The following is a 23,175-nucleotide window of genomic DNA, read 5'->3' as shown; positions in this document are numbered from 1 at the left end:
GCTCAATGCTTACTGAGGCGAACCCGCGTGATCTGGATGACTTGCTCCACAACCTGCTTGGCATTGTCCAAGCCCAAGGAGCCAAAGAGCAGCGGCAGCAAGCCCTTACGGATGGCAGCCTCGATGTTTTGCGGATTGAGCGAGTTCTCGGCTACGGCATCACGCACCATGAGGTCCATTGCCATGGCCTGTTGCACCAAGCCCACCACGGCTTCGCTGCTCAGTGCTGCAAAGGCCTCGCCACCCAATACCATTCGCATTACGCCAAAGTAGGCCTTGGCATGTGAATTGTCTGTCAACGCGTCTGGCACACCAGGAGTCGCTCGTGCTTCCAACTGCTGCTCGAAGGCCTGGAACAAGGCGTACTGCTTTAGCGGATGGTCGAACATCGCCTCAGCCTCAGCGATGGCTTGCCTCAACAGTTCGCCGAAAACCTTCTGCGCATACGGGTCCTCCGCCAATTCTTGCTCGATGGTCTTGCGCAGGCGTGTTCGGATCATGTCCGTCTCGTTGCGCGTCTTCTCCTCGGACCAATCCTTCGGGTCTTCAACCTGGCCCAACTGGTGCACCAAATAGACCCCCTCGGGCTCACGCACTTCAGTGCCGATGACTTGCTTGTCTACGAGCTTGCGAATTTGCTCCTCGTAGACGCTGTAATCCACAGTCTCCATAGCATCGCGGCGGGCCGTCTGGCGAAGCTCGGTGAAGAAACGCAAGTCGGTCTTGTAGCGGGTAATCAGTTCCTCGGAGAAGCTTTTGTCCTCAAAGAAACTACGCGATGACAAAGCCGTCTGCAAGCACAGGCCGAAGGCGGTCAGGGCTTCGTAAAAATCGTCGCGCAGCTTTTGTCGCTCGTCGTACTCCTCGCCATCGGAGCCTTTCACGAACTTCGGCGTTAGCACCTGCCGGTACTGCTCGCGGTCCAGCTTGTTGGTCACTCGCTTAAAGAAGGACCACAGTTGGTCGTGCAGGGCCGGCAGCCGTTTGTACTCGGTGCTGAACTGGTGATACAGGCCTTCTAGATCCTTGATGTCGAAGCCGCCCTGCGTGCGTGCTTCCAGGTCCTGATAGGCACGGATTGCAGTGTCCAGTTCCTTGAGGATGCCACGGTAGTCCACCAGCACACCGTACCGCTTGGCGTCATGCAGGCGGTTAACGCGCGCTACCGCCTGGATAAGGTTGTGCCCTTTCAGGGGCTTGTCGATGTACAGCACCGTGTTGCGCGGCTCGTCGAACCCGGTCAGTAGCTTGTCCACGACGATCAGCAAGTCGGGGTCGCTGTCCGTGCCAAAGTCATTCACAACCTGCTTTTCATAGGCCTCTGGGTCGTTGCCGCAAGTGACCATAGTCTGTTTCCACCACTTATGCACCTCGGGCAGGGCGTCTTCATCCACCGCGGAATTGCCTTCGCGTGTGTCGGGAGCAGAGATCAGCACCGCGCTGGTCACGAGGCCGGTGTCGTCCAGGGCCTTCTTGTAGCGGATGGCGTCAAGCTTGCTATCGGTGGCCACCTGGCCCTTCAGGCCTAGGTCGAGCTTCTTGATGTTCTCGTTGAAGTGGGTCGCGATGTCCCAGGCGATCAGCTCAATGCGGTTGGCCGCGCCGTAAATGGCGCCCTTCTTGGCGAACTTCTTTTTGAGGTCAGTGCGCTGAGCTTCGCCGAGGTTGCTGGTAATCTTCTCAAACCAGCGGTTGACTGCCTCCTCGTTGATGTCCAGTTCAGGCACGCGCTCCTCGTACAGCAGCGGTGCCACGGTCTCGTCCTCCACCGCGCGCTGCATGGTGTATGCGTGCACGATAGGGCCGAACTTGTTGGCCGTCTTCTCGTCCTTGAGCAGCGGAGTGCCGGTGAAGGCAATGTAGGCCGCCTTGGGCAGCGCCTTCTTCATCCGCTCATGCGTCTCGCCACCATGACTGCGGTGGCCTTCGTCCACCAGCACGATCATGTCGGCCGAATCATTGCGGCACTCCGGCAGCTTGGACGCCGTATTGAACTTGTGGATCAGCGTGAAGGTGATGCGCTCCGTGCCACTGCCGATGCGGCGGGCCAGATCACGGCCAGAGAGGCTGCGGCTCTTTTCGCCGTCCTTCTGCGTCGCAATGCTGGAGCCAAAGGCGCCACCGGTCATGAAGTTTCGGGAGAGTTGGGTTTCGAGGTCGATGCGATCGGTGACTACGACCACGCGGCATTCCTTCAAGGCGTCCAGCAGCAGCAACGCCTTGGTCAGGAACACCATGGTGAAGCTCTTGCCCGAACCCGTGGTGTGCCAGACGACGCCACCCTCGCGCCCGCCGCCTTGCGACTTTGGCCGCGTCTGGCTGATGCGCGCTAGCAGTGCACGGATGCCGAAGAACTGCGGGTAGCGTGCCACGATCTTGCCTACTTTTCGGTCAAAGAGCACGTAGCCGCGCAGGAACTCCAGCAGCCGCAACGGCGTGAGCAGGCTTACCAGCAAACGATCCTGCTCGGTGGCTTGCATGGGCGCGCTCCAAAGTGTGTCGAAGTAAGCCGCTAGGGCTGCCGGCTTGCCCTCGAGCAGCGCCGCGCGTACCTGCGGCGTCAGCGATGAGTTCTTGTGGGCCAGCATGTGGGCCTCGTCAAACTCCTCTTCACGCCACTTCGCCCAGAACTTAGCCGCCGTATGCGTGGTGCCGTAGCGTCCCTCGGTCTGGCTGATGGACAGAAGCAACTGAGCATAGGCAAATAGGTTGGGAATTTCGTCGGGCCGCTGGTTGCGCAGGTGCTGGCTGATACCCTCTAGCACCATGGCCTTGGACGGAAGGCTGCCGCCACCCGACTCCGGTCGCTTGGCCTCGATCACGACCAGGGGAATGCCGTTCACGTAGCAAACGACATCTGGCGTACGGTGATGCGTGCCCTGCGCGGCCAGCACCTCCAGCTCCTCAGTGACATCCCAGAGGTTGGCTGAAAGTTCGGTCCAGTCAATCAACGGGATGGTGGGTTGGTGCCTCTTGCCATCAGGCATGAACTCGGTGACTGTAATACCCAACGCCAGCTTGCCGTACAGCCGTTCGTTGGCAGGCATGAGCCCTTCGGCCAAGCTGAGTGCCGACAATTCCCGCACGATCTGGTCGATGCCGCTGGGTGACAGCGGGTACCACTCGCCCTTGTACAGGTAGCGCCGGGTCTGCAGCACTTCGATGAGACGGGGCTTGAGTAGCACTTCGCGTGTACTGCCGCGCAGCGCTAGTGCCTGTGCCGTGGTCAGGAAGTTCCAGCCCAGGTTACACAGCAGGTGGAGTGCAGGCAGATGGGCGCTGTACTGCTCGCGGGAGTTGGGCGTGGTAGTCATGGCTGCAACTCCGTCTCGGATTCGAGTAGCTTGACGCGGGACTTGCCAGTCAGGAGCTGTGACATGAGAGCGGCCTTTTCTTGGCGCAAGGATCGCAGTTGCGCTTCCAAGCCCGCTTCTTCGGCCTCAGCAATGTTGATAATTTCCGCGATCCGTCGCTGTTCTCGTGCAGTAGGAATGTGGAGCTGCAGCTTGAAGAAGTCTTTCACGCTCACATTCAACAAGCCGTGGTTCCGTGCGCCTTCTTGAGCGATGCCTTCGATCTGTTGGTTCAGAAGGCCCGCCTCGAAGTAGTGCCGGAAGAAATCAAAATCCGCGTCCACGTCTACCTGCAGTTTGAAGCAGAGGTACAGACTTGACACGACACCGGCCTCGTAGGCCAACAGCGGTTTGATCGCCCCCATGGGATAGCCTGCCGAATAGCTCTTGTTGTAGGCGAAGTCATATCGGTGCAGGAGCGTGTATCCGCCGAGGTTGGCGCTTGCCACTGATTTGTTGAAGTAGTCGCGCTGGCTGATGAGCCCGTATTCCGCGGAGATCGTCAGCACATTAGTGTCGTGCGTAGTGTTCTTCCGGGTGACCCGTTCAAAGACCGAATCGAAGTCCACGTAGCGCCACTTGTCAGACATTCCAGGAAAGCGTCGGCGCCCCGACAACAGGGATGCCGTCAAATCGCGCGTGCGCCGTTGACTGTTAGCCAGCAGCTGCTCCGTGGTCGCAATGGCTCGGTCCCAGGTAGAGAGGATCTGGGCGATGCGGCGCTGCTCATCTGGGTTCAATGGGCAAGGAAACTCGAACGCACGGATGTCATGCGGGCTAATGTGGGGAACCGCTGTTTCGGTCTTCTGCCCCTTCAAATGCTCGATGAATCGGTGAGTTTGGAAAACATGTGCCAGGTAGTCTTGGTTAAAGTGTTGCTTGGCCCTAAGTCTGGCTACCCGTTGAACGAGAAGAGATGGCAAATCGTGGTGTTCGACAACACAACATTTTAAACCGGCGTTCACGATTGGACGATCCATCGCAATGACGATATCGCCCTTGCGCATCTCGTATCGCTGGAGCTGTTCTGTATATGGAGTCGGCCAGTGTTTTGCATCAATCCAGCGCAGGGAACCTTGTCCGATGTTGTCTCCACGCAAAAGCTTAACCGTTGATTCACTTGGCTCGACGTAACCCTGGCTGTTAAATGCGTGGCCTGTCAACAGGTCTGCGCATTCCCCAACCGTGACTAGTTGCCAATCTTTAGGCAGCATTGTGTGTTCCCTTCTTCGTCAGAATCAAGTCGAGGTTATTAAATTGAACCTTGCGGCGCACCTGGCGCGGGCCCTCGGTTTGAACTGTCAAGTGATCTTTAGCAGTTGCCGCGGCCAGCAGGTCGCTCTCGGCGAGCACGTTCTTGGCATAGAAGCTTATGTTCTGCTTACTGGTATGCAACAGCTCGGCTATGAGGGCTTGGGAGCGCCGCATGGAGTCGTCCACGAAGTGGCGTTGCATGTGAGTCCGGGCACCCTCGGCTTCGTTGCGCGCAAACTCGGTGGCTGCTGCCTGGCCGGACTCAGCGGTGGACGACGTGCTGTAAGATACGCCAGCCTTGCTCGGCTTACTCATAACCCAGCTCGTGCAGGTACGCGGCCATCTGGGCCTCTAGGCTGGCCAGCTCGGCTTTAATCTGCTCGCGCTCCTTCCGAACGACCATCAGGTCGATCTCGACATCTTCCTCGAACGTATCCACGTAGCGAGGGATGTTGAGGTTAAATTCGTTCTCGGCGATCTCGGCCTGGGTGGCGAGATAAGCGTACTTGTGCACACCATGCCGCGTGCGAACCGTATCCACAATGTGCTGTAGGTCTGCCTCACGCAGCATGTTCTGGTTCTTGCCGGCCTCGAAGTCGCGGCTGGCGTCGATGAATAGCACCTTCTCGTCGGTCTTGTTCTTTCGAAACACCAGCACGGCGGCGGGGATACCGGTGCCGTAGAAGAGCTTCTCCGGAAGGCCGATCACCACGTCCAGCAGATTTTCCTCGATCAGCTTCTGGCGGATGCGCCCCTCGGCTGCTCCACGGAACAGCACACCGTGGGGAACGACGACGGCCATGCGGCCGGTGCCGGGCTTCATGGTCTCGATCATGTGCAGGATGAAGGCATAATCGCCCTTCGTGCGTGGCGGCAGGCCGCGGCGGAAGCGGCTGAACTTGTCGGCATCGGCTCCTTCAAAACCCCACTTTTCCAAGCTGAAGGGCGGGTTGGCAACCACGATGTCGAAGTGCTTGAGGCTGGCCGCGCCGTCGAGCAGCTTGGGATTGCGGATGGTGTCGCCCCATTCGATGCGGTGGTTGTCTTCACCGTGCAGGAACATATTCATCTTGGCCAGCGCCCAAGTACTGCCGATGGCTTCCTGCCCGTAGAGCGCGTATTTGCGTGAACCGGTGTTGTCGCGGATCAGGCGGCCGCACTTCATCAGTAGCGAGCCGGAGCCGCAGGTCGGGTCGCAAATCTCGTCTCCTTCTTGCGGCGCCATCAGCCGCGCCATCAGCGTGGAAACTTCGGGCGGGGTGTAGAACTCGCCGGCCTTCTTGCCGCTGGTTGAGGCGAAGTTCTTGATGAGGAACTCGTAGGCATTGCCAATCACGTCGAGCTGGCCCACGCGGCTGGGGCGCAGGTCCAGTTCGGGCTTGGCGAAGTCTTCCAGCAGGTGGCGCAGGATGTCGTTCTTTTGCTGCTCGTCGCCCAGCTTGTTGGAGTTGAAGCTGATGTCCTGAAACACATCGCGCAACTTGGTGATGTTGGCCTCTTCGATGGCATGCAGGGCCTTGTCGATGCGTTCACCATTGCCGGCGCTGTGCCGCTGAGCGTGCAGCGCGTAAAAGCTGCCATCGGCCGGCAGCACGAACCGCTCGTTCTTGAGCATTTCCTCGATCAGCTCGGGATGGTCGCCGTACTGCTTCTTGTAAACGTCGTAGTGGTCCTGCCAGACGTCGGACACATACTTCAGAAAAAGCATCGTGAGAACAAAGTCCTTGTAGATGCTTGGGTCCACGGTGCCGCGAAAGGTGTCGCAGGCAGCCCAGACGGCGGCGTTGATCGCGTTTTGGCTAACGGCTGCGGTTTGGATGATGGTGTCGTTCATGGTCTTCCATTCCCTAGGATGTTCAGTGCGATGCCTGGGCAGACTGGGTTAAGTCTTCAGCGAGCGCTTGGAGTTGCTGCTCGCGGCTGTGAATGAGTTGGTGAAGGGCTCTGCGCTCCTGGCGCGCCAGCTCGGACAAGGCGACGATTCGGTGCTGATCTGCCATCGACGGCACACCCAGAGTGAGCGACTCAAGCACCGGCCGACGAATGCTGAGCTGGCTGCTGCCCTCCGCCGATTGCTGGAGCTGTCGCTGAAATGGCGGCTGGTTGATCTGCCATGCCAGAAAGGCGGGCAGCAGCGGCACATGAGGCGCCACCTGGAGATGAAAAAAGTGCGGACTGCAAACGGCCGGGCTGGGAGGCGCGTCGATGCAGACAGCGTAAAAGCGCACACCTTTGGAGACGAAGAGCACATCACCGGCCTTCAGCCAGTCGGGCTGCTTTCGACTCACTAAGGAGGTGCGGATCACGTCAGTCCAGTTCACCCCGCATTCGGAATCAACATCCTTCATCTGCACAACCATGGCGTTGCCTTCGACCGATTCGTCGATGGAGCCACGAAAGGGATGGCCCGACCTGACGTCAACGGCATCCCCAAGCGGGAAAAATTTAGCATCAATTGGCATGATGCATTGAATTCTGCTTGACGTATTGAATTAATGCAAGCAGACTCCAAAAAATAATTGCATCAAGCTCAATGATGCAATTAAAAATGAGAGCGCATGTCAGGGAAGGTCGTCGTCAGCCAAGGGCGTCCGGTCTTGCCTGCCTTCTGCCATCGCAAGAAAGGCAGGCAGCTCAAAACTACAAATGAAAGGATTTCGACATGACTAGATGCACAGCGCCAGTACGTGGACATAGCTCAGCGGCCGCGGCCGCGGCCTGCCCTGCGTGCCGTCACCGCAGTAGCTACCGCTATGGCGGCTACGGCTCTTCCTACTCCTCGCCGAGCATCAGCGGCGCTAGCTATAGCAGCAGCGGTGGGGGCGGTGGTGGCAGGTCCAGCAGCAGTTCAAGGCCGCGCTGGTCGAGAGCGGGTTCGTCCGTGTCGTACACTCCTGCCCAAGTGCAGTCACTCACGCCAATCCGCCAAACCGTTGAGACGCGAGCAGCGGAGCAACCTGACCTTCGTGACGTCTTCCTGTGCCACGCGTGGGACGACCGGCAGGGGCCAGCCAAAGAGCTGCACGATTTGCTCGTGGCGGCTGGTGTCAAAGTTTGGTTCAGCGAGAAGGACCTGGGCCTCGGCGTGCCGATGATGCGCGCCATCGACAAGGGCTTAGCGAATTCGCGAATCGGGCTTGTGCTGGTGACCCCTGCGCTGCTGGCTCGCCTTCCAAAAGAGAGCGTCGCCGACAAAGAGCTTTCGGCACTCCTGGCGCGTAACCAGCTCGTTCCCATCGTGCACAATACAACGTATGAAGCTCTCCGCAATGTCAGCCCTTTGCTCGCCTCCCGAAGCGGCCTGGACACTGCAGAAGAATCTATGGGGATGGTCGCGGCAAAAATCGCCGAGCTGGTTGCTCTCTAGCTTTATTGCCCCCACAGTCGCTTTGACCGCTTTGTGTCGTTAAGCGACTCGCTGCCAAAGGACGGCGGCAGGGACGGGTCAAAAGTCAAACGCCCCCTCGAACACACGCGCCTGCTCGCAAGCGTGGACAGATGGCAGAGGCGTACACGTAGCACGTCAGAACGCCATCAGAACGAACCCGCCGCCGGCGGGTTTTTTTTCGTCTGGACAAGGCCGATGTGCTGGTCTTATCGACTCTCCTTTTCCCCTCGGGAAAATCAAGCATACGTCTGGGATCCCGCTCGACACAATGAAGTCTCTGGTGCTGCTAACCAGAAAACGAAACGAGCTTTCTGAACCAAACATAGGAATCCAGATGAAAACGCAAGCACAACTTTTCGCCCTGATCGCTAACGAAGCAACGCCGCTCGCTGACGCGTGGCAAGCGATCCAAGATCTTCAAACGCAGTTTGTCGAGCGTGTCGCGCGTATCGCGATCGAGCAGCGCACGAGCGTCGCGGTCCTGATGGACGAAGCGACGAAGCAAGCGAAACAACCGAAGCCGACGACCGAAGCGAAGCAGCCGGTCGAGCCGAAACAGATCGTGATCGATACAGACGCCACGCTGATCTCGACCGAACACGCTGCGCATCTGATGGGCATCTCGAAAAAGAGCATGTCGAACTACGGTTCGCCGTCGACTCGTGCTGCGTACAACTTCCCGGTTGAGCCGCAGAGAGTCGGCGGCCGTGTGATGTGGGATCGCGCTGCGATCGAAGCGCTGGTCGGGGAACGCGCCGCTACTCAAAACAACGCGTAATTCCAGGGGCGGGCTGGCCCTGCCAGCCGCCTGTTTCATACGCTGAAGGAACTTTGATCTGGTAACGAAAGTAAGGGAATCGAATCATGTACACACCGAACATCATGACGCTTGTCGTCATCGCGCTTTACCTGCTACCCGCGATCGTCGCGACGTTTCGCAAGCATCACAACACGACCGCGATCTCGGTCCTCAACGTCCTGCTCGGCTGGACTGTACTCGGCTGGATCGGCTCGCTTGTCTGGGCCAGTACCAATCCCGCTTGCAACACTCGGGAGCGGACATGAGCAAGATCGAACTGAGCGGCGACGCGCGCCGGATGTACGACGCGCTCAAGGCGATGTGCGAGCCGCACGATAACGGCGTGTATCTCGATCTTGCCGAATCGCTCGCTGAAATCTACGGCGCACGATCGCGCACTGCCTGCGATGAACTGGAACGCGCAGGCCTGATCGTGCGATACGAGACCTATATCACGATCAATTGCAACACCTGGATGGAAGACTGATGAAGATCACACGTAACGAAGTCCCGCCGACCGCGCGTCTCGCGTTCCTGCCGAAGTTTTTCGAAGCGCGTCTGATGATGCGCGCCGAAGCGATGGTCTATGACCAGGCCGGGATCATGTCGGCCGACTATAACGGCGGGCTCTGGACGTTCTACACGCTATCGAACGGCGGCTTTTATCTGGCGCCCGAGACGGACAAGCGCTTCACGGTGTACGTCCCGGGTAACGACTACGAAGGCGAGGTCAGCGCGGACGCGTTCGGCGTGATCGTCACGCTGTTCGTGCTGGGCTCGCTCGTCTGGATCGACGACGAAGCGCTGCGCGAGAAGTTCAGCGATCACTATCACCAGCTGCGCGATTACGCGAAGGACCACGACGAAGCGGGCGCGATCTTTCGCGCGATCGACTGAGGGGGAACTAGGGAAGTTGGAAAGATCGGCACGCCTACGCGTGCCATTTTTTTTGGCTCGCCGCGGCGGGCTTTGTCGTTTCTGGACGTCGCCGGCGCGCGACGCTACAATCGATCCCGTTCGCTTGTTCCCCTCGGTCGAGCGAATACGTTGTCAGATCGGCCCGCCGCCCGGCGGGCTTTTTTTCGTCTGGATCTCGCGCGGCGGCCGCGGCGAAGTCGCGGACACGCCGCCGGCTCGCCAGAATCGCCGCCGTGACGTCCGCGCCGGCCGGCCGCTATGCTCGTAGCGGCTCGATCGCGCAGGCGCGTTCTGGCGCGTTCTGGCCAGTTCGCCGCATCTAGCGCTCGCTCGCCTGCGGTCCGTCGAGTTCGCGCAGTTCGATCGTGCCTGGCACGTCGCGACTCTCGATCAGACGTTCGTCGCCTGATTCGAGGATCAGGTCGTCGGACTCGTCGTGATCAACGATGACCCGGATCGGGTTGTCGGAGTCGTTGTAGATACTGATCCGCATTGTTCTGCTCCCTTACCAATGGTCGCGACGACGAAGTGAGATCGCTATCCGCGCCCTCGATATCGCGCACGTTGTCGTGGTCGCCGGTCACGAGAACGAGCGTACAGCCGCCGAGTGCGAGAACGTCCGCGATCAGCAGCGCGCCGACGATCACGATCACGACCACGAGCGCGAGCTTTAGCGCGATCGCTTTCATCCCTTCGGTCGCTTCGGCCAGACCGCGTTAAACGGGAAGTCCGGTTGCTGCGGCCAGTCGCGCAACGCTTGCCGATAGACCTTCCACTCGTCGACGCTTTTCGTAAAGCCCTCGGGCGCATCGGTTGGGATCGCAACGAAATGGTCGGTATTCCGAAGCGCTTCATTGCGAAGCGAGCGGATGAAGCGTGATCGAATCCTTTCCTCATTCGCGTAGAAGTGCGCATGCACGTCTTCATCTTTCGGCTTCGGAATAGTCGTCGTGCGCCATTGGTGAATGTAGGGCAAGCCCGCTTGAAGACCGGTAGCCCCGTCGATCGGATGCGCGGTGAGAAAGTCATAGGCACTCTTCAATTGCGGCGAGTACATATCAACAATGGTGAGTGCCATGAGTTCATGCGTATAGCCTTGAAGATCGAAGTCGGTTTGCATGATGAGTGCCCCTTAAGCATTGCGTTGCCAAATAACGCGGGGGTAAATGCGATTGATGTCGGTACTCGTAGTCACGCGCACACCTTCCATCACCCAGGGGTTAGAGCTATCAACGGTATTTTGTCCACCCATTGCCGAAGCAAGTTCATTAATGCCGCTATTCCATTGAACCTGTGCGCCATTCGGTGCCTTGGTGTTCGCGTGGTTCACAAGAGCAACGTTCATGTCGGACAGCCATCCGCCATACCACTGCATCCAGACGTTCCCGTCGTTCCCGTATCGCCCGCCGCCAATGTTCGTGAAGAGGGTGCCCGCATCATCGATCGTCCACGGGACGTTGTTATAGGCACTGTTGACCAGTTCGAGACCGCCCCCGCCGGCGCGGCCCCGGATATACATGCACGAACCGTCCGTACTGACCATCGCAATCTCGCCGTACGAGCCGGCCTGCCTCATATTCACGCGGCCGTAGATATTCGCGCCGCCCGACTGGATATCCAGCCCGCCGCGCGCGTTGCAACGTCCATCGTCGCCGACCTGAAAATTCCACGCGGTCAGCGCTGCGTTCACGAAGCCCATACCTGAGCCCGCCTGTCCCGCAGCGCCGTATGAACCCATGTAGCCGTACCACGCCTGGGAGGCGTTCTTGAACATGATGTTGGCACCCTGCAATAGCAACGATCCGGTCATCGTGTCGCCGGTCTTCAGTACACACTTGCCGGCCTCGGCCGCGATCTGCGTGCGGAGGTCTCCGAGGAAGTCATCAAGCGGCCCGATATCGATCCATCCATCGTTCGCATTGGTGCGGCGCTTCAGGCGGTTCGCGGTCGTGTCGCCCCACATCATGCCGGGGTACAACTCGGTCGGCTCGGTCGGCCCGCAGTTGTCTCCGATCATCGCGAGAATGATCACGTTAAGCTGCGTGCGCATGTCCAGACCGGACGGATGCGCAGGGACCTGATAGGAGGTGGGTTGCGTCATGGTGTACTCGCTTTCTGGAGTTTAGGTCCGATACGTTCGCGCATCGATATCACTGCCGGCGTATCGAAGCGCATAAGTGCTGCGTAGCCCAGGTGGGCGAGACCGATATGCTCGTAGCCATAGCCGCGGGCAATCCAGTCACAGGTCTTCGCGACGGGCGACCCGTCCGAGGTCTGGAACTGGATGCGGAAGCCGTTAGCCGACTGCTGATCGATCAGCCACTTGTCGCCCGTCTGCAAGCCCTGCGCGATGATCGCGATCGCAGGTGCGTCCTTGAATGGCACGCTGAACGTGATCACGCTACCGCCTACCGCGATCGTGACGTTGTTGCGCGACTCCATACGATCAGGCACATCGACGGTCACGCCGAGGTCCGTGATACCGATGCCCTGCGTATCGTCCTTTACGTGCAGCACGCACTGGAAGCGCGCAGCACGGAAGGTCAGATCGGCGGCGACGAGTCGCACGTACGGGCTCCAGTCTTCGTCGGCCCCGGTAGTGGGGTCGACGTTCGTGAGTGAGGCGAGCACCATCGCGCCGCCTTCGTCGATCTTGGTTCCGTCGACATCGAGCACCTCGTCCCAATCGGGCCACGTGTCGACATCGTTGAAGAAGTCATACGCTGCGCCTTCGACGTATGAAGTGCAGCGCACGGTGTAGACATTGCCGAGGTCGATCACATGGTCGAAGTAGTACTCGCCGGTCGTCGATATGGCAAAGCCGTGCTCGTCCTGCGACAGGTACAGCACGCCGGTCCGCACTTCGGTATAGACCTTCTCGCCGGCGAAGGCCGGGTTCTGCTTCATGTCCTCCACGAGGTTGTAGTCACGCAGCGGCCCGGTCGTGCTGATCACGAGCGCGGCGTTCTGTGAGTACTTCTCCGACGAGTTCATGAACTTGGCGAAGTAGCTGCCCTTCATGAGTGGCACGAAGCCGTTTGTCATGCCGCCCGAGAAGCGTGTGATCTCGCTGGCTTCTTCCCACGAGACCTCGGATGACATGCGCGTGGAGAAGCGGATCACGACCTGGCCGCCGACGATCACATCGAGCGAGGCGGACTGTATCCACTGCAGGTTGGCCGCGTCGTTATAGATGTCCAGCTGGAAGCCGCTCACGTCATCGGGCGGCTGGCTCAGCGCCAGCAGTTCGATGGTCACTGTGGCCGGGACACTGCGGATACCGAGCGAGTTGATCGCCCACACGGTAAAGGTCCATATGCCTTCCCGCGTGGGCTGGACGTCGATGCTGTTCATGAACGCTTCGACGTATACGGGCGAGTCCGATTCGAACTGGTATGCGACGGCATAGCGCACCGCGCCGAGCGGCGCGAGCCATGAGAAGGTCGCACGCGCGCCGACGATGACCGGGTTGATCTGATACTTCGACTCGGTCACGACCAGTTCCGTACAGGGACCAATCGAGAACGGATCAATAATCCCCGTCGGGATCCGTTCGAGCTTCAGATCATTCTCGATTGCGCCGAACTTGTCGGGCCGGTACGCGACCCCCTGAACCTCGACGTTTCCATCCTCGTCCTCGTTCACGCCGATGCAGCGCCATTGCTCGTTGACCGCGTTGCTCGCCGAGATCGACCAGACGCCCATGCGCTCGGGCTCCATGCGCAAGTTTTCCGCGAGCACAATGTCGTCGGTCGTGACGTTGCCCGGGGTGATCAGAGCGACGCGCTGCAGCGTCCCGTCCGGTAGCAGGACGCCTACGGTATAGGACGCGTTCGCGTTGAACGTCACGGGCGCGTCGAGCTTCAGACGATCGACCGTCGCCGCGAGCAGACGCCCGCCTGTGCGATAGCCCGCGCGCGTCTCGTCAGCCGTGAGGAACACGTCGCCGGGGCGCGCGAAGGCGGCATTGATACCGGTCTTGAAGGCGACCGTCTCGGAAAGCATCTGCTCGGTCAGCAGCAGCCAGCGGCCGACGCGATGCGCCTGGCCGCGCGATGTACAGCCGATCGCGACGACCGCAGCCTCGCGTATGCCCCACCGTTCGATTGCGTCGCGATCCTCGACGTACTCGATCTCCTGCTGGCAGCGGTTCGCGCGATTGGTCCACGTCACGAGCGCGACCGTATGGCGCTGGTTCAGCGGCGTCCCGGTGTAGATGAACGAACCGTCGATCACGTTCGCGGCCGTGTAGGTCATGACCGGATCCGCGGGCATGTCGGCCGAGACGGTCAGCATCCCGCCGGCCCAGAAGATCATGCCGTTGAAGATCGCCGCGATCTGCTGGAGCAGCGTGATCGCATCCTCGCGGGTCTGGAAATAGACGCTGCACGTATAGCGCGGCTCCCAGCCGCCGAAGCCATCGGGCACAAGTCCATCGCAGTACTGGCTGATCGCGTACAGCGTCCACTTGTCGATCATCTGGTCCGTGACATAGCCGCCGAGACCAAAGCGCGCGGTCGTCGCGAGGTCGAACAGAATCCAGGCGGGGTTGTCGGTCCAGGCGATCTGGAATGTTCCGTCCCAGTTCCCGCTATAGGTGCGCGCGATCGGATCGTAGTTCGCCGGGATACGGATGCGGCGAAGTTTCATATCGAAGGAGAGCTTCGGGATCTGACGGAACGTGCTCGCGTCGATCTGTACGCCGACGATCGCCGAGTACGGGTACGTCATGTTTGAGTCGACGATCTCGGTCATCGTCTCCCACTGGAACGCGTCCACGAGATACGCGGTCGTCGAGTCCGGTGTGAGACGTCGCACGCGGATATCGTACGTGCCACCGGTCGCGCCGAAGCGCGCGAGACTGATGCGATAGCTGCGCTGGTAGCGGCTCGATGTCTTGCCGACGATTGTGTCGACGTACATCTGCTGGAAGCCGCCGCCGTCCTTCTGGACGTCGATCGCCAGCTGCACCGTAACGCCAGTCACGTCGCCGGTTTTCGTATCGGTGTTCGACAGCGCGGGAAAGCCGAGCGTCACGCGCACCGCGTTGAGGTTCGGATTCGTGACGCTGCGGATGACAGGCGCCGCTGTCGTCACGCCCACGCCGACGGTCGTCTCGCTCTCGGTGGCCGAGAAGCCTGTGATCGGCGCCTGCGTCGCGCTGCCTGTACGCCACTCGATACCGGCCCCGACAAAATTCCATGTACCGTCCGCGTTCGCGAGCGGCGTGTCGTCGACATAGATCCCCTGCGGCCCGCCGACGATCTCCTCGACTTCGCCCTCACAGATCAGATTGATGACGCGCGCGTACTGCGTCGAGCGCAGCGAGTCCGGCGCTTCGACGGGCGAACTCGCGCTGCCGCCGCCGCCCTTGCCGCCACCGCCGCCGGCGCCCGCTACGGGAACGAGATCGCGATGTCCCATCAGTTCACCAGGATCTCGTTATTGGTCGAGAAGCCGACGCTCACGATCGCCGAGCCGACCAGCAGCCGGCCGTATCCGAGCGGCACAGGTCCACCCTGGCCCATCGTGTTGACCGCGCCATCGAACGCGAGACTCGGCTGGTTGTCCGCTTTCTCGGGCGTCGCCGTCGCGGCGGGGCGCGGCGCGAGTAGTTGCGCGATACCGGACAGCGCGAGCGATACGCCGAGGCTGATCATCGCGGCCCCGACCACAGGCACGAACACGCCGACCACCGCGATCGCTATGCCCGCGAGGATCTTGCCGTACGAGCCCGCGCCGCGCACGAGCGGAACGACCTTGAGCACACCGCGCACGAGCGGATAGTGCAGATCGTTCTCGTCGTAGTCCTGGTGCTGGCCGCGCACGAGAAACGATCGCGTGGCGTACTCGCGGAAATAGCCGCGCAGTCCGGGAAGCTGGATCATCAGCGCGTGCAACGCTTCGCGCGGCGAACGAACCTCGAGCGACCACTCGCGACCGAAGCGGCGGCGCAGATCGCCGTAAAACCTTACCGTGATCATGACGGGTCTCCCGTATCGAGCAGCGCGCGATGACGTAGCACGGCGGTCGTGCGGCGCTGGTAGAACTCCTGCAATACCTCGCGGCGCGATAGCTGGTCGATCAGGTGATGCAGGATCACGTTCGCGCCCATGTAGACCGCCATGTGATTGTCGCGACGCGCGCGGATACGCATGAGCAGGAGATCGTGCTCGCGCAGTTCGCCGATCGCTACCGCGTCGAGCGGGCCCTGATGGACGACGACGAAGCCCTCGCGCGCGAAGTTCTCGCGGTACAGATCAGGACCGTCCTCGTCGTCCCACCAGCCGAAGCGCCGCGGATAGTCGTTCAGTGCGATGCCGAGTTCGTGCGCGTACCAGTCGCGCACGATCCCGTAGCAGTCATGCACGCCATGAACGAACGCGCGCCCGACGAAGGGCGCGATATACGGCTCGGGCTCGTTGATCGTGAAAGAGCCGACAGGGTGATTGACAATGATCCACGGCAGGCCGGTGCGCGCCATCGACTCGCGGTCCGCGTCGGTCGGCGTGGGCGGTGTGAAAACGTGCGAGTGCGCGTACGCGACGATCTCGCCCGTATCTTCGGCGTGGGCGTGATCGACGGGATCGATCATGAACTGGTCGACGTCATGCGCGAGGTTGCGACAGGGCATGTACTGCAGCGCGCCGTCCTGCTTGCGCACGACCAGTCCGCAGCACTCGCGCGGCGCCTGCGCGCCGGCGTGTAGCTGGATCATCGGAAGTACGGAACTGAAGTCTTCCATCCTGTATCTCCTCACCTGTAAGCGGACGCGCCGGGGAACGCACCGAACGGGAGCCAGCCGTTCTGACCGAAGCGGCACTTGCACGAGACGAGCCGCTTGCCGCACACGTCCTGACTCGGGTCACTGGTCGGGATGTCGTTCCCGTCCGCGACAGGACCGCCGGCATAGCCGCAGCCGTCGCCGCGATACTGCCAGGGGCACGAGTTGCGGATGATCTGCCGGCGGGGTAGCTGCTGGCCCTGCGTATCGAACGCGACGGCCAGTTCGAACTCGACCGTTTGCGGGTCCTCGTGGGTCTTCTGGTTGATGAAGAACAGATCGTCGGGGAAGTACGCGTCGGGATCTGCGTCGGGATTGACGCCATCCGGGAAGTTGACCGCGTCGAGGTAGCGCAGCAACGTACGCCGCCGCGAGACGCGCGCGCCCACGAGATCGCTGTACAGACGGCACAACGCGCTGATGATGCCGGTGAGATTGGAGACCGCGAAGCGCGGACGCGGGAGCGGTCCCGTTCCCTTCATCTCGAAGCCCGTCGCCGAGACGGGATAGCGCTGGTACGTCACGCCCTGCCAGACGACATCGCCGCCTGTCCATGTCGTGCCCGGATGAAAGTAGATGTTCGGCTCCTTGAAGCGCGACAGGTCGAGCACGAACATGATGATCTCCGCGCCGGGATCAAGGGACTGCGATACGCCCTGAATTGTGCTCATACGTGGACCTGCTGGAATTTGGCGCTGACGTTCATCGCGCGCGCGCCGTCGAGCAGCATGTCGCCGTAGTTCCACGACCACGAAGGACAGATGATGTCGAGCACGGTCGACGTGCGCGGCGGCGTCCAGTTGAACACGTCGACGCCGTTACGCGCCGAGAGAAAGTCGAGTACGTCCGCGGCCTTCGTCTCGGTGAGGTTGTTTAGCTGCACGCTCCAGATCTGGTCCTGCGTGTTGATACCGGCCGGCCGGCGCTGCGTGTAGCCGTCGCCTAGCTGCGAGGCGCGTACGCGCGGCTCAAGCTCGCACGATGCAGTCGTTACGCACCAGTCGAAGATCAGGCCGGTGGCGCGCGGCGTGAGCGACGCGAGTCTCTGCATCCAGACATCAAAGGGCGTGGTCATGATGCGAGCAGTCCTCCGGTCCGTTTCTCGGTGGCGATGACCTGTCGCACGATCATCGCGATACGCTTCGCCAGTTCGACCGCCTTCGAGCCGTCAGCGTCCGCGCCCGTCTCGCCCGTCTGCGTGTTCACGTTGATCACGATCGACGTCGAGCCGTCGCTCGTTCCTGTCGTGATACGCCCGGGTACGTTGGGCACGAAGTACTCGCCACGTAGCGGCGTCTCGTTGATCGAGTAGTACTGTCCCGGCGAGACGGGACCGCCCGCCATCCGGTTCCCGCCGAAGGCGCTCATGATCGCGGCGAGGAATCCGCCGGCGCTGCCGCTCGTCGCGCCTGCGCTGATCCCCCCAATAAGCGGCTCAAACACGTTTTTGTAGACCAGCATCTTCGCGATGTCCTTCAGCATCGACGAGACCATCTCGCTAAAGCTCTGCGCGGTCTTGTCGGTCGCGAACATGAATTCGACCAGCGCGTCGGACGACTGCTTGCCGAAGCCATCGATCGCCTGTTTCAGATCGTCGAGTGTCGTCCTGCCTTTCTTTCCCGCATCGATCATCTTGTCGGCCGCTTGCTGCTGGAGCTTGGCGAACTCGTCGGCCGTGATCATTCCTTCGTTCTGCGCAGCGATCAGCTTTTCGATCGTGCGTACGTACTCGCGCGTCGGGTCGATCGAGTCCAGTTCCGAATTCGAGAAGTCCTGCAACGACTTCACAGTCGCGTCGAGTTCCTTCTGTGCATCATCGGCCGCCTTCGCGAGATCGTCCTGTGCCTTCTTTTGCGCCTCCTGTGCGGCGGCCAGCGCGAGCGATTGCTCCTTGATCGCGATCAGTTGCTGCTGCTGCTGTTTTGTGAACGTTAGAAACTTGGGATCGGTCAACAGCATCTGCATGTCGTCGCCGTTCGCGGTCGTGCGGCGAAGTTCTTCCTGCAACGCCTTGAGCATCTGGGCGTACTCGTCGACAGCCTGCTTGACTTTCTTTCCCGCCTTCGCGTTCGCGTCGAGCGCGGCCGAAAATTTCACGACCGGCTTGTCGTCCCAGCTTGCGGACGCGTTGCCGAAGTCGATCGGATTGTTCGCCATGTCGCGTTGCAATTTTTTCGCGTCGCCCATCTTCGTGACGAGCGCATCCATGTCGGCGTTCGACTTGTCCATCGCCGCCCGCGTGGTATCGAGCGCGGCCTTGAATTCGCCAGCGAAGAACTGTTTGGCCGCCGCGCCATAGCCCTGCAACTCGCGCCACGCGATACTGATCTCGCCGGCCAGCTGCGTGAGATCGATGATCAGGTCGCTGATGATCGTTCCGGCGCCGGTCAGCATGTCGTTCCACGCCGAGGTTTCCTGCTGCGAACTGAAGATCGCCGAGACCAGCGTATCGAGCGCGGGTGTTAGCTGCCGCGCGATCACGGCGAACGCGCCTTCGGAGACTTTCTGCAAACGGGTAAGGTCGTCGTTCAGAGCCTCCATCGCCGCGGCGGTCTGCGACGAGATGATCAGCCCGAGCTTTTCCGCTTCCTCGCGCGCGTCCTTCAATCCCTCCTTGCCGCCGTTCATCAGCGGGATAAGCGCCTGACCCTGCTTGCCAAAAAGCTGCGTCATCACCGCGGCCTTCTCGGCACCATCCGCGAAGCCCGATACGGCCTGTGCAATTTCTTCGAACGCCGCGCCCGGGTCCATGCTGCGAAGCTGCTGCGCGTTCAGACCCAGCGCCTTGAACGCGGCCGCGCTAGCCGACATCGGATCGCGCGATTCGAGCAGCGCCTTGTTCAGCCCCTTGAAGCCAACGGTCAGATCGTCAGTCGTGACGCCCGCGAACTCTGCCGCGTAGTTGAGCGCGGACAGTTCTTCGGTCGTCGTGCCGATACGCGCCGCGAGCTTGCCGAGTTCGTCGGCCTGATCGATTGCTGACTTGATCCCTTCCGCGAAGCCCCTCGCGAATTCCATCGCGTACTCGGCGCCCTGCATCACGGCGATGCTTTTGGCCGCGTTCTGGATGGACTTGAGCGACGAGATGATCGTATCGTTCGCTTTCTGCATGTCCCGCCGCAGATGCGCGACATCGGCGGCGAGATCGAAGATCAGCGTCCCGGCTGAAGCCATGATCTATTTCCCCCACGCTGCGATTTCATCCTCGACGCTCAGCGTCACGACGTTCTCGCTGACCGGATCCGAACCGAAGCCGAACAGCAGACTGGCCCACGTGAATAGCTCGTGCGAGTCCATGCGCGTTTCCACTTCCCCGGCCGTCATATGCAGGTGCGCAGCGACCGCATAGACGAGGCGAGTCACCGGGTCAGTCAGGCTTTTTTTGCGTCAGCGGGACGATGGCCGCACAGCAGCACCGCCTGATCGACGAGCGCACGCAGATCCGGCAGCGCGTGCGCCGGCAGACCCGCGATCGCCGCGACCGTGAAGCGCTCGCCGTTCGGACCGCGCGCCATCTCGCATAGCAGTTCGTAGCCGAAGTCTTCGGGATGCTCGTTGTTCAGGTGGGTCGAGATCTCGCGGAAGCGCTTGACGTTCATCGCGCGTAGCGTGACCGCGCCGAAGGAGTCGGACTCGATGACCGTTTCCTTCGGCTGCACAACAAAGATCTTTTCGCGAGTGGGCGATACAAGGCGATCGTTCATGTCGGGTCTCCTATGCAACGTCCACGGTGCCAGCCGGCACACCCGCGCCCGGTACACCGGCCAGCGTCGGCGTAACCATCACGGAATAGCTTCCGGCCGCCGCGTAGTTATGCGGCGCGCTCAGCACGCTCACGCGCTCGACAGCCGTGCCGTCGCCCCAATCGACATCGAAGTAGTCGGCGGTCCCGTTCGACTCCGTGAGCACGAGCGTGACGTCGAGCGGCGCGGCACCAGAGAGCGGCGCGACGCTCGCGCCCAGCGAATACGGCGGCGCCTCGACCGTGACCGCGTTCTGTGCCTTGAAAGGCGCGGTCGCTTGTCCCGAGACCGTCGCGATTACGCTGGGCGTGTACGAGCCAGCCGTCAGGTACTGGTGCGACACAATCATGGTCGTGACCTGTTCGAGGGGCGACCCGTCTTTCCAGTTGATCGAGAAGCCCGTCGCGACGCCGCCGGCTTCGTTGAGCGTGAGCGTCACGTCGAGCGGAGCCTGTCCGGTCGTCGGCGACAGTACGGGGATCAGCACGTAATTCGCGGTCGCTTGCCCCGGCGGCATGGTCAGCACGTCCGGCCCTGTGATCTTCATCGTGCCCGCGCCCTGTACGGCCTGATCAACGCCGCCGGATTCATTGACGGACTGTACGATCACCGGCAGCGTACGCACCGCCTTGTTCTGATACACGACTTCGAACATGCGCGTTTTGCCGTCCCTCTGTGCGGCGCGCAGTTCCTGATAGTCGGGATCGGTCGGATCGATAAAGAAGTCGAACGTCAGCGTGCCCGGATCGCTGAAGCCCACGAGCGACGTTTTCGCGTCATCGCACAAGGTCGTCGTATCGATCGAGGCCGCGGCGTTCTCGTTGATCTGGTAGGACTTCGCGCAGACATCGACGTATGCGTGCAGCAGCCACGCAGCATTCGCACCGATCGGATCGGTCTCGCCCGAAGTATCGCTTTGCGCGAGCGTCGCGGTCTTGGCCGTATAGTCGATGTTCTGCACGACCCATGACTTCAGATCGAGACTCGTCCAGCCCGTGCCGATCAGAAAGATCGACGCGCCGTTACGCAACTTCGACACGTCATCCAGCTGGATCACGCAGGGCTCGGACATCGATGCGCCATTGACGAGACCCGTCCCATCGGCCGGCGCGTTGAGGTTTTCAAGATACATGCGCGTCTGAGCCGCGCTGATCGCTTTCTTCACGGTTGCACCTCGTCGGGTTCGTGATACCAGGTGGATAGAACGATACTCACGCGATGGATGCGCGTGTCCTGCTCATACATGTCCTGTCGGCCTTCGAGCAGCGGATCGCCGTCACAGGCATTGACCAGCGCGCATACACGCTTCCAGATCGCGAGCGCGTCCTGATGACTGCGCGCGTACGAGTCGATCCGGTAGTTCATGCGCGCGAGATCGACGCTGCCCGTCATGACGTTGTTCTCGGTGCCGTCGATCAGCGCATAGACGAGATAGGGCTCGGGCGTGCCTTGCGGCGCGAGCGCCTGGAATACGCGGGCGGGTAGCGCCTGATCGAGCAGCGCGAACAGTTGCTGTTCGGTCACGTTATGCTCCCCATACCCGGGCTGTACTTGACGCCGTGTTCCTTGCACCACTTCGCCATGCGCTTGTTCATCGTGTTGTTGAAGCGCTTGACCGCCTCGCTTCCCATCGAATCGGCGGCCGGTCTGAGGAACGGTTTCGCGGACATCTTCGACGTACCGAACTCGAGGAACCCGCCATAGAACGCATCGTCGCCATAGGGCTTCGTAACGCCGGACTTCACGGTCTTTCCCTTGACCTTGCCTTTTTTGATCATCACGTTCACGCGCGCGGCGAGCCCGGTTTTCTTCGAGCGTCCCCGCACCATCGCTTCTTCGAGCGTGTACGTGTAGCGCGCCGAGCGGCCGAAGTTGCGCAGCACGTTCTCGCGCGCCTGTTTCATGATCGGCATCGCGGCACCCATCAGCGCGCCGTAAAGCATCTGCCTCGATACCGCGTCAGGCAGAGTCTTCAGGAACTGTTCCATCTCGCGCAGTCCGTTGGCTTCGATGTTCACGTTCACGGCTGTCCTCCTTCGGTGATCACGCCGGCCGAACACAGGAGATGCAGTTCGCGCGTCAGCCCCTTGACCGGCATCGCGACGTCGATGCTGTAGATCGTCCCGTCGCCGGCGACAACGCGCGCCGTCGCGTCGACATCGGAACGCCAGCGGATGCGGATACGTGTCGTGATGCCCGCGCGAAACTCGCTCGACGCCATGTACTCGCGACCGCTGATCGCCTCGATCGCCGCCCATACGCGGGCGATCTCGGCCCACTGATCGACGATCACTTCGCCCGCATCGTTCTGGATGCGTAGCGGTCTCTGGATCGAGACGCGGTAGCGGAGTTTGCCGGCCTGCATCGTTTCGCTCCCTAGAGTCCGAACGTGATACGGAACGGATCGAGCAGCGCGACAGTGCGCGGATTGCGCTGCATCGCCGTGGACGACGACTGCGCCTCGCGGTTCTCGTATGCGTCGGCCGTCAGTTCCAGCATCGCGAGCACGAGATTCGCCGGGACCGTACCGCTCGCATAGCCGGCCGTATAGCTCGCATAGAACGCCTGTGCGGCCGGTAGCGGTTTGTTCGTGACGAGCATCGCGTTCATCTCGCCGTTGACGATGCGCGCGCCGTACTCATCGATATCGAGCACCGTCTCGGTGTCGTCGTCGACGACCTTCAGCGATTCGAGATCGAACGCGGGAAAGTCCGCCAGCACGAAGCCCCGACCATCCGCGAACAGGTCGCGCGTAACTGTCTCGCTACCGGGCACGGCGCGGATCGTGCGGCCGGTGTACTGCTCGGCCGTTTCGCGTCCGGCGGGGATGTAGACCTGTTCGATCAGTTCATCCTCGTCGGTCGTGTCGATCCGGCAGTGCGCCTTGGCGAGCGCGAGCGTGACGGGTTCGGGATAGTCGGGTGTGCTCATGGCTT

The 23,175-nt window shown here is 61.1% G+C and carries 27 protein-coding genes; 5 read left to right on the top strand and 22 right to left on the bottom strand.

Features of this window, described 5'->3' with window-relative positions; translation table 11 throughout:
* Positions 1 to 2: 2 nt before the first annotated feature.
* From HDG32_RS26900 to HDG32_RS26880, 5 genes are read right to left on the bottom strand one after another with little or no spacing between them, the layout of a single operon-like run.
* A complete protein-coding gene (locus HDG32_RS26900) occupies positions 3 to 3,314 on the bottom strand; it encodes a type I restriction endonuclease subunit R (protein WP_184072106.1) in 3,312 nt (1,103 codons plus the stop codon).
* A complete protein-coding gene (locus HDG32_RS26895; RefSeq protein WP_184072105.1) occupies positions 3,311 to 4,567 on the bottom strand; it encodes a restriction endonuclease subunit S in 1,257 nt (418 codons plus the stop codon). Before HDG32_RS26895 ends, HDG32_RS26900 begins: the two co-directional genes overlap by 4 nt.
* The gene (locus HDG32_RS26890; RefSeq protein ID WP_184072104.1) at positions 4,557 to 4,922 is read right to left on the bottom strand and encodes a hypothetical protein; all 366 of its coding nucleotides are present in this window, start codon (positions 4,920 to 4,922) and stop codon (positions 4,557 to 4,559) included. Before HDG32_RS26890 ends, HDG32_RS26895 begins: the two co-directional genes overlap by 11 nt.
* Entirely contained in the window at positions 4,915 to 6,441 is a 1,527-nt protein-coding gene (locus HDG32_RS26885) for a type I restriction-modification system subunit M (RefSeq protein WP_184072103.1), read from the bottom strand. Before HDG32_RS26885 ends, HDG32_RS26890 begins: the two co-directional genes overlap by 8 nt.
* A 22-nt stretch (positions 6,442 to 6,463) precedes the next feature.
* The gene (locus HDG32_RS26880; RefSeq protein ID WP_184072102.1) at positions 6,464 to 7,069 is read right to left on the bottom strand and encodes a restriction endonuclease subunit S; all 606 of its coding nucleotides are present in this window, start codon (positions 7,067 to 7,069) and stop codon (positions 6,464 to 6,466) included.
* 419 nt (positions 7,070 to 7,488) lie between these two features.
* On the opposite strand from HDG32_RS26880, the gene HDG32_RS26875 reads away from it, so the two are divergent.
* The 5 genes from HDG32_RS26875 (at position 7,489) to HDG32_RS26855 (ending at position 9,691) form a co-directional block, all read left to right on the top strand.
* Positions 7,489 to 7,974, top strand: a complete 486-nt coding sequence (locus HDG32_RS26875) for a toll/interleukin-1 receptor domain-containing protein (protein WP_311540392.1) — start codon at positions 7,489 to 7,491, stop codon at positions 7,972 to 7,974.
* Positions 7,975 to 8,329: 355 nt separating this feature from the next.
* Positions 8,330 to 8,773: a hypothetical protein gene (locus HDG32_RS26870; protein WP_184072100.1), complete on the top strand. Its 444-nt coding sequence runs from the start codon at positions 8,330 to 8,332 to the stop codon at positions 8,771 to 8,773.
* 86 nt (positions 8,774 to 8,859) lie between these two features.
* Positions 8,860 to 9,060 carry a superinfection immunity protein gene (locus HDG32_RS26865; protein WP_184072099.1) on the top strand — a complete coding sequence of 67 codons (201 nt, stop codon included), beginning with the start codon at positions 8,860 to 8,862 and terminating at the stop codon, positions 9,058 to 9,060.
* On the top strand, positions 9,057 to 9,281 hold the full coding sequence (locus HDG32_RS26860) for a hypothetical protein (protein WP_184072098.1): 225 nt from the start codon (positions 9,057 to 9,059) through the stop codon (positions 9,279 to 9,281). Before HDG32_RS26865 ends, HDG32_RS26860 begins: the two co-directional genes overlap by 4 nt.
* Positions 9,281 to 9,691: an antirestriction protein gene (locus HDG32_RS26855; protein WP_184072097.1), complete on the top strand. Its 411-nt coding sequence runs from the start codon at positions 9,281 to 9,283 to the stop codon at positions 9,689 to 9,691. The genes HDG32_RS26860 and HDG32_RS26855 overlap by 1 nt, the downstream gene beginning before the upstream one ends.
* Positions 9,692 to 10,031: 340 nt before the next feature.
* On the opposite strand, the gene HDG32_RS26850 is transcribed toward HDG32_RS26855, so the two are convergent.
* The 17 genes from HDG32_RS26850 to HDG32_RS26770 are packed head-to-tail and all read right to left on the bottom strand — an operon-like array spanning position 10,032 to position 23,170.
* On the bottom strand, positions 10,032 to 10,205 hold the full coding sequence (locus HDG32_RS26850) for a hypothetical protein (RefSeq protein WP_184072096.1): 174 nt from the start codon (positions 10,203 to 10,205) through the stop codon (positions 10,032 to 10,034).
* On the bottom strand, positions 10,153 to 10,401 hold the full coding sequence (locus tag HDG32_RS26845; RefSeq protein ID WP_184072095.1) for a hypothetical protein: 249 nt from the start codon (positions 10,399 to 10,401) through the stop codon (positions 10,153 to 10,155). The genes HDG32_RS26850 and HDG32_RS26845 overlap by 53 nt, the downstream gene beginning before the upstream one ends.
* The gene (locus tag HDG32_RS26840) at positions 10,398 to 10,832 is read right to left on the bottom strand and encodes a phage tail assembly chaperone (protein WP_184072094.1); all 435 of its coding nucleotides are present in this window, start codon (positions 10,830 to 10,832) and stop codon (positions 10,398 to 10,400) included. The genes HDG32_RS26845 and HDG32_RS26840 overlap by 4 nt, the downstream gene beginning before the upstream one ends.
* 12 nt (positions 10,833 to 10,844) lie before the next feature.
* Positions 10,845 to 11,813 carry a hypothetical protein gene (locus HDG32_RS26835; RefSeq protein WP_184072093.1) on the bottom strand — a complete coding sequence of 323 codons (969 nt, stop codon included), beginning with the start codon at positions 11,811 to 11,813 and terminating at the stop codon, positions 10,845 to 10,847.
* The gene (locus HDG32_RS26830) at positions 11,810 to 15,136 is read right to left on the bottom strand and encodes a host specificity protein J (RefSeq protein WP_184072092.1); all 3,327 of its coding nucleotides are present in this window, start codon (positions 15,134 to 15,136) and stop codon (positions 11,810 to 11,812) included. Before HDG32_RS26830 ends, HDG32_RS26835 begins: the two co-directional genes overlap by 4 nt.
* Positions 15,136 to 15,696 carry a tail assembly protein gene (locus tag HDG32_RS26825; RefSeq protein ID WP_184072091.1) on the bottom strand — a complete coding sequence of 187 codons (561 nt, stop codon included), beginning with the start codon at positions 15,694 to 15,696 and terminating at the stop codon, positions 15,136 to 15,138. The genes HDG32_RS26830 and HDG32_RS26825 overlap by 1 nt, the downstream gene beginning before the upstream one ends.
* The gene (locus tag HDG32_RS26820; protein ID WP_184072090.1) at positions 15,693 to 16,457 is read right to left on the bottom strand and encodes a C40 family peptidase; all 765 of its coding nucleotides are present in this window, start codon (positions 16,455 to 16,457) and stop codon (positions 15,693 to 15,695) included. Before HDG32_RS26820 ends, HDG32_RS26825 begins: the two co-directional genes overlap by 4 nt.
* Before the next feature lie 11 nt (positions 16,458 to 16,468).
* Entirely contained in the window at positions 16,469 to 17,167 is a 699-nt protein-coding gene (locus HDG32_RS26815; RefSeq protein ID WP_184072089.1) for a phage minor tail protein L, read from the bottom strand.
* Positions 17,164 to 17,571: a phage tail protein gene (locus tag HDG32_RS26810; protein ID WP_184072088.1), complete on the bottom strand. Its 408-nt coding sequence runs from the start codon at positions 17,569 to 17,571 to the stop codon at positions 17,164 to 17,166. Before HDG32_RS26810 ends, HDG32_RS26815 begins: the two co-directional genes overlap by 4 nt.
* Entirely contained in the window at positions 17,568 to 19,670 is a 2,103-nt protein-coding gene (locus tag HDG32_RS26805) for a hypothetical protein (RefSeq protein ID WP_184072087.1), read from the bottom strand. Before HDG32_RS26805 ends, HDG32_RS26810 begins: the two co-directional genes overlap by 4 nt.
* A 3-nt stretch (positions 19,671 to 19,673) precedes the next feature.
* Complete coding sequence (locus HDG32_RS26800) at positions 19,674 to 19,859, bottom strand: hypothetical protein (RefSeq protein ID WP_184072086.1); 186 nt, start codon at positions 19,857 to 19,859, stop codon at positions 19,674 to 19,676.
* Positions 19,860 to 19,867: 8 nt separating this feature from the next.
* Positions 19,868 to 20,200: a hypothetical protein gene (locus HDG32_RS26795; protein ID WP_184072085.1), complete on the bottom strand. Its 333-nt coding sequence runs from the start codon at positions 20,198 to 20,200 to the stop codon at positions 19,868 to 19,870.
* Positions 20,201 to 20,210: 10 nt separating this feature from the next.
* On the bottom strand, positions 20,211 to 21,404 hold the full coding sequence (locus tag HDG32_RS26790) for a hypothetical protein (RefSeq protein WP_184072084.1): 1,194 nt from the start codon (positions 21,402 to 21,404) through the stop codon (positions 20,211 to 20,213).
* Positions 21,401 to 21,763, bottom strand: a complete 363-nt coding sequence (locus tag HDG32_RS26785) for a DUF3168 domain-containing protein (RefSeq protein ID WP_184072083.1) — start codon at positions 21,761 to 21,763, stop codon at positions 21,401 to 21,403. The genes HDG32_RS26790 and HDG32_RS26785 overlap by 4 nt, the downstream gene beginning before the upstream one ends.
* Positions 21,760 to 22,263 carry an HK97-gp10 family putative phage morphogenesis protein gene (locus tag HDG32_RS26780; RefSeq protein WP_184072082.1) on the bottom strand — a complete coding sequence of 168 codons (504 nt, stop codon included), beginning with the start codon at positions 22,261 to 22,263 and terminating at the stop codon, positions 21,760 to 21,762. Before HDG32_RS26780 ends, HDG32_RS26785 begins: the two co-directional genes overlap by 4 nt.
* Entirely contained in the window at positions 22,260 to 22,604 is a 345-nt protein-coding gene (locus HDG32_RS26775) for a phage head closure protein (protein ID WP_184072081.1), read from the bottom strand. Before HDG32_RS26775 ends, HDG32_RS26780 begins: the two co-directional genes overlap by 4 nt.
* 11 nt (positions 22,605 to 22,615) lie before the next feature.
* Complete coding sequence (locus tag HDG32_RS26770) at positions 22,616 to 23,170, bottom strand: head-tail connector protein (protein WP_184072080.1); 555 nt, start codon at positions 23,168 to 23,170, stop codon at positions 22,616 to 22,618.
* Positions 23,171 to 23,175 lie beyond the last annotated feature (5 nt).

Source organism: Paraburkholderia sp. CI2 (assembly GCF_014201055.1).
GTDB lineage: Bacteria > Pseudomonadota > Gammaproteobacteria > Burkholderiales > Burkholderiaceae > Paraburkholderia > Paraburkholderia tuberum.
Note: the sequence above shows the minus strand (reverse complement) of the source record. Positions and strands in the feature narration are given on the sequence as shown.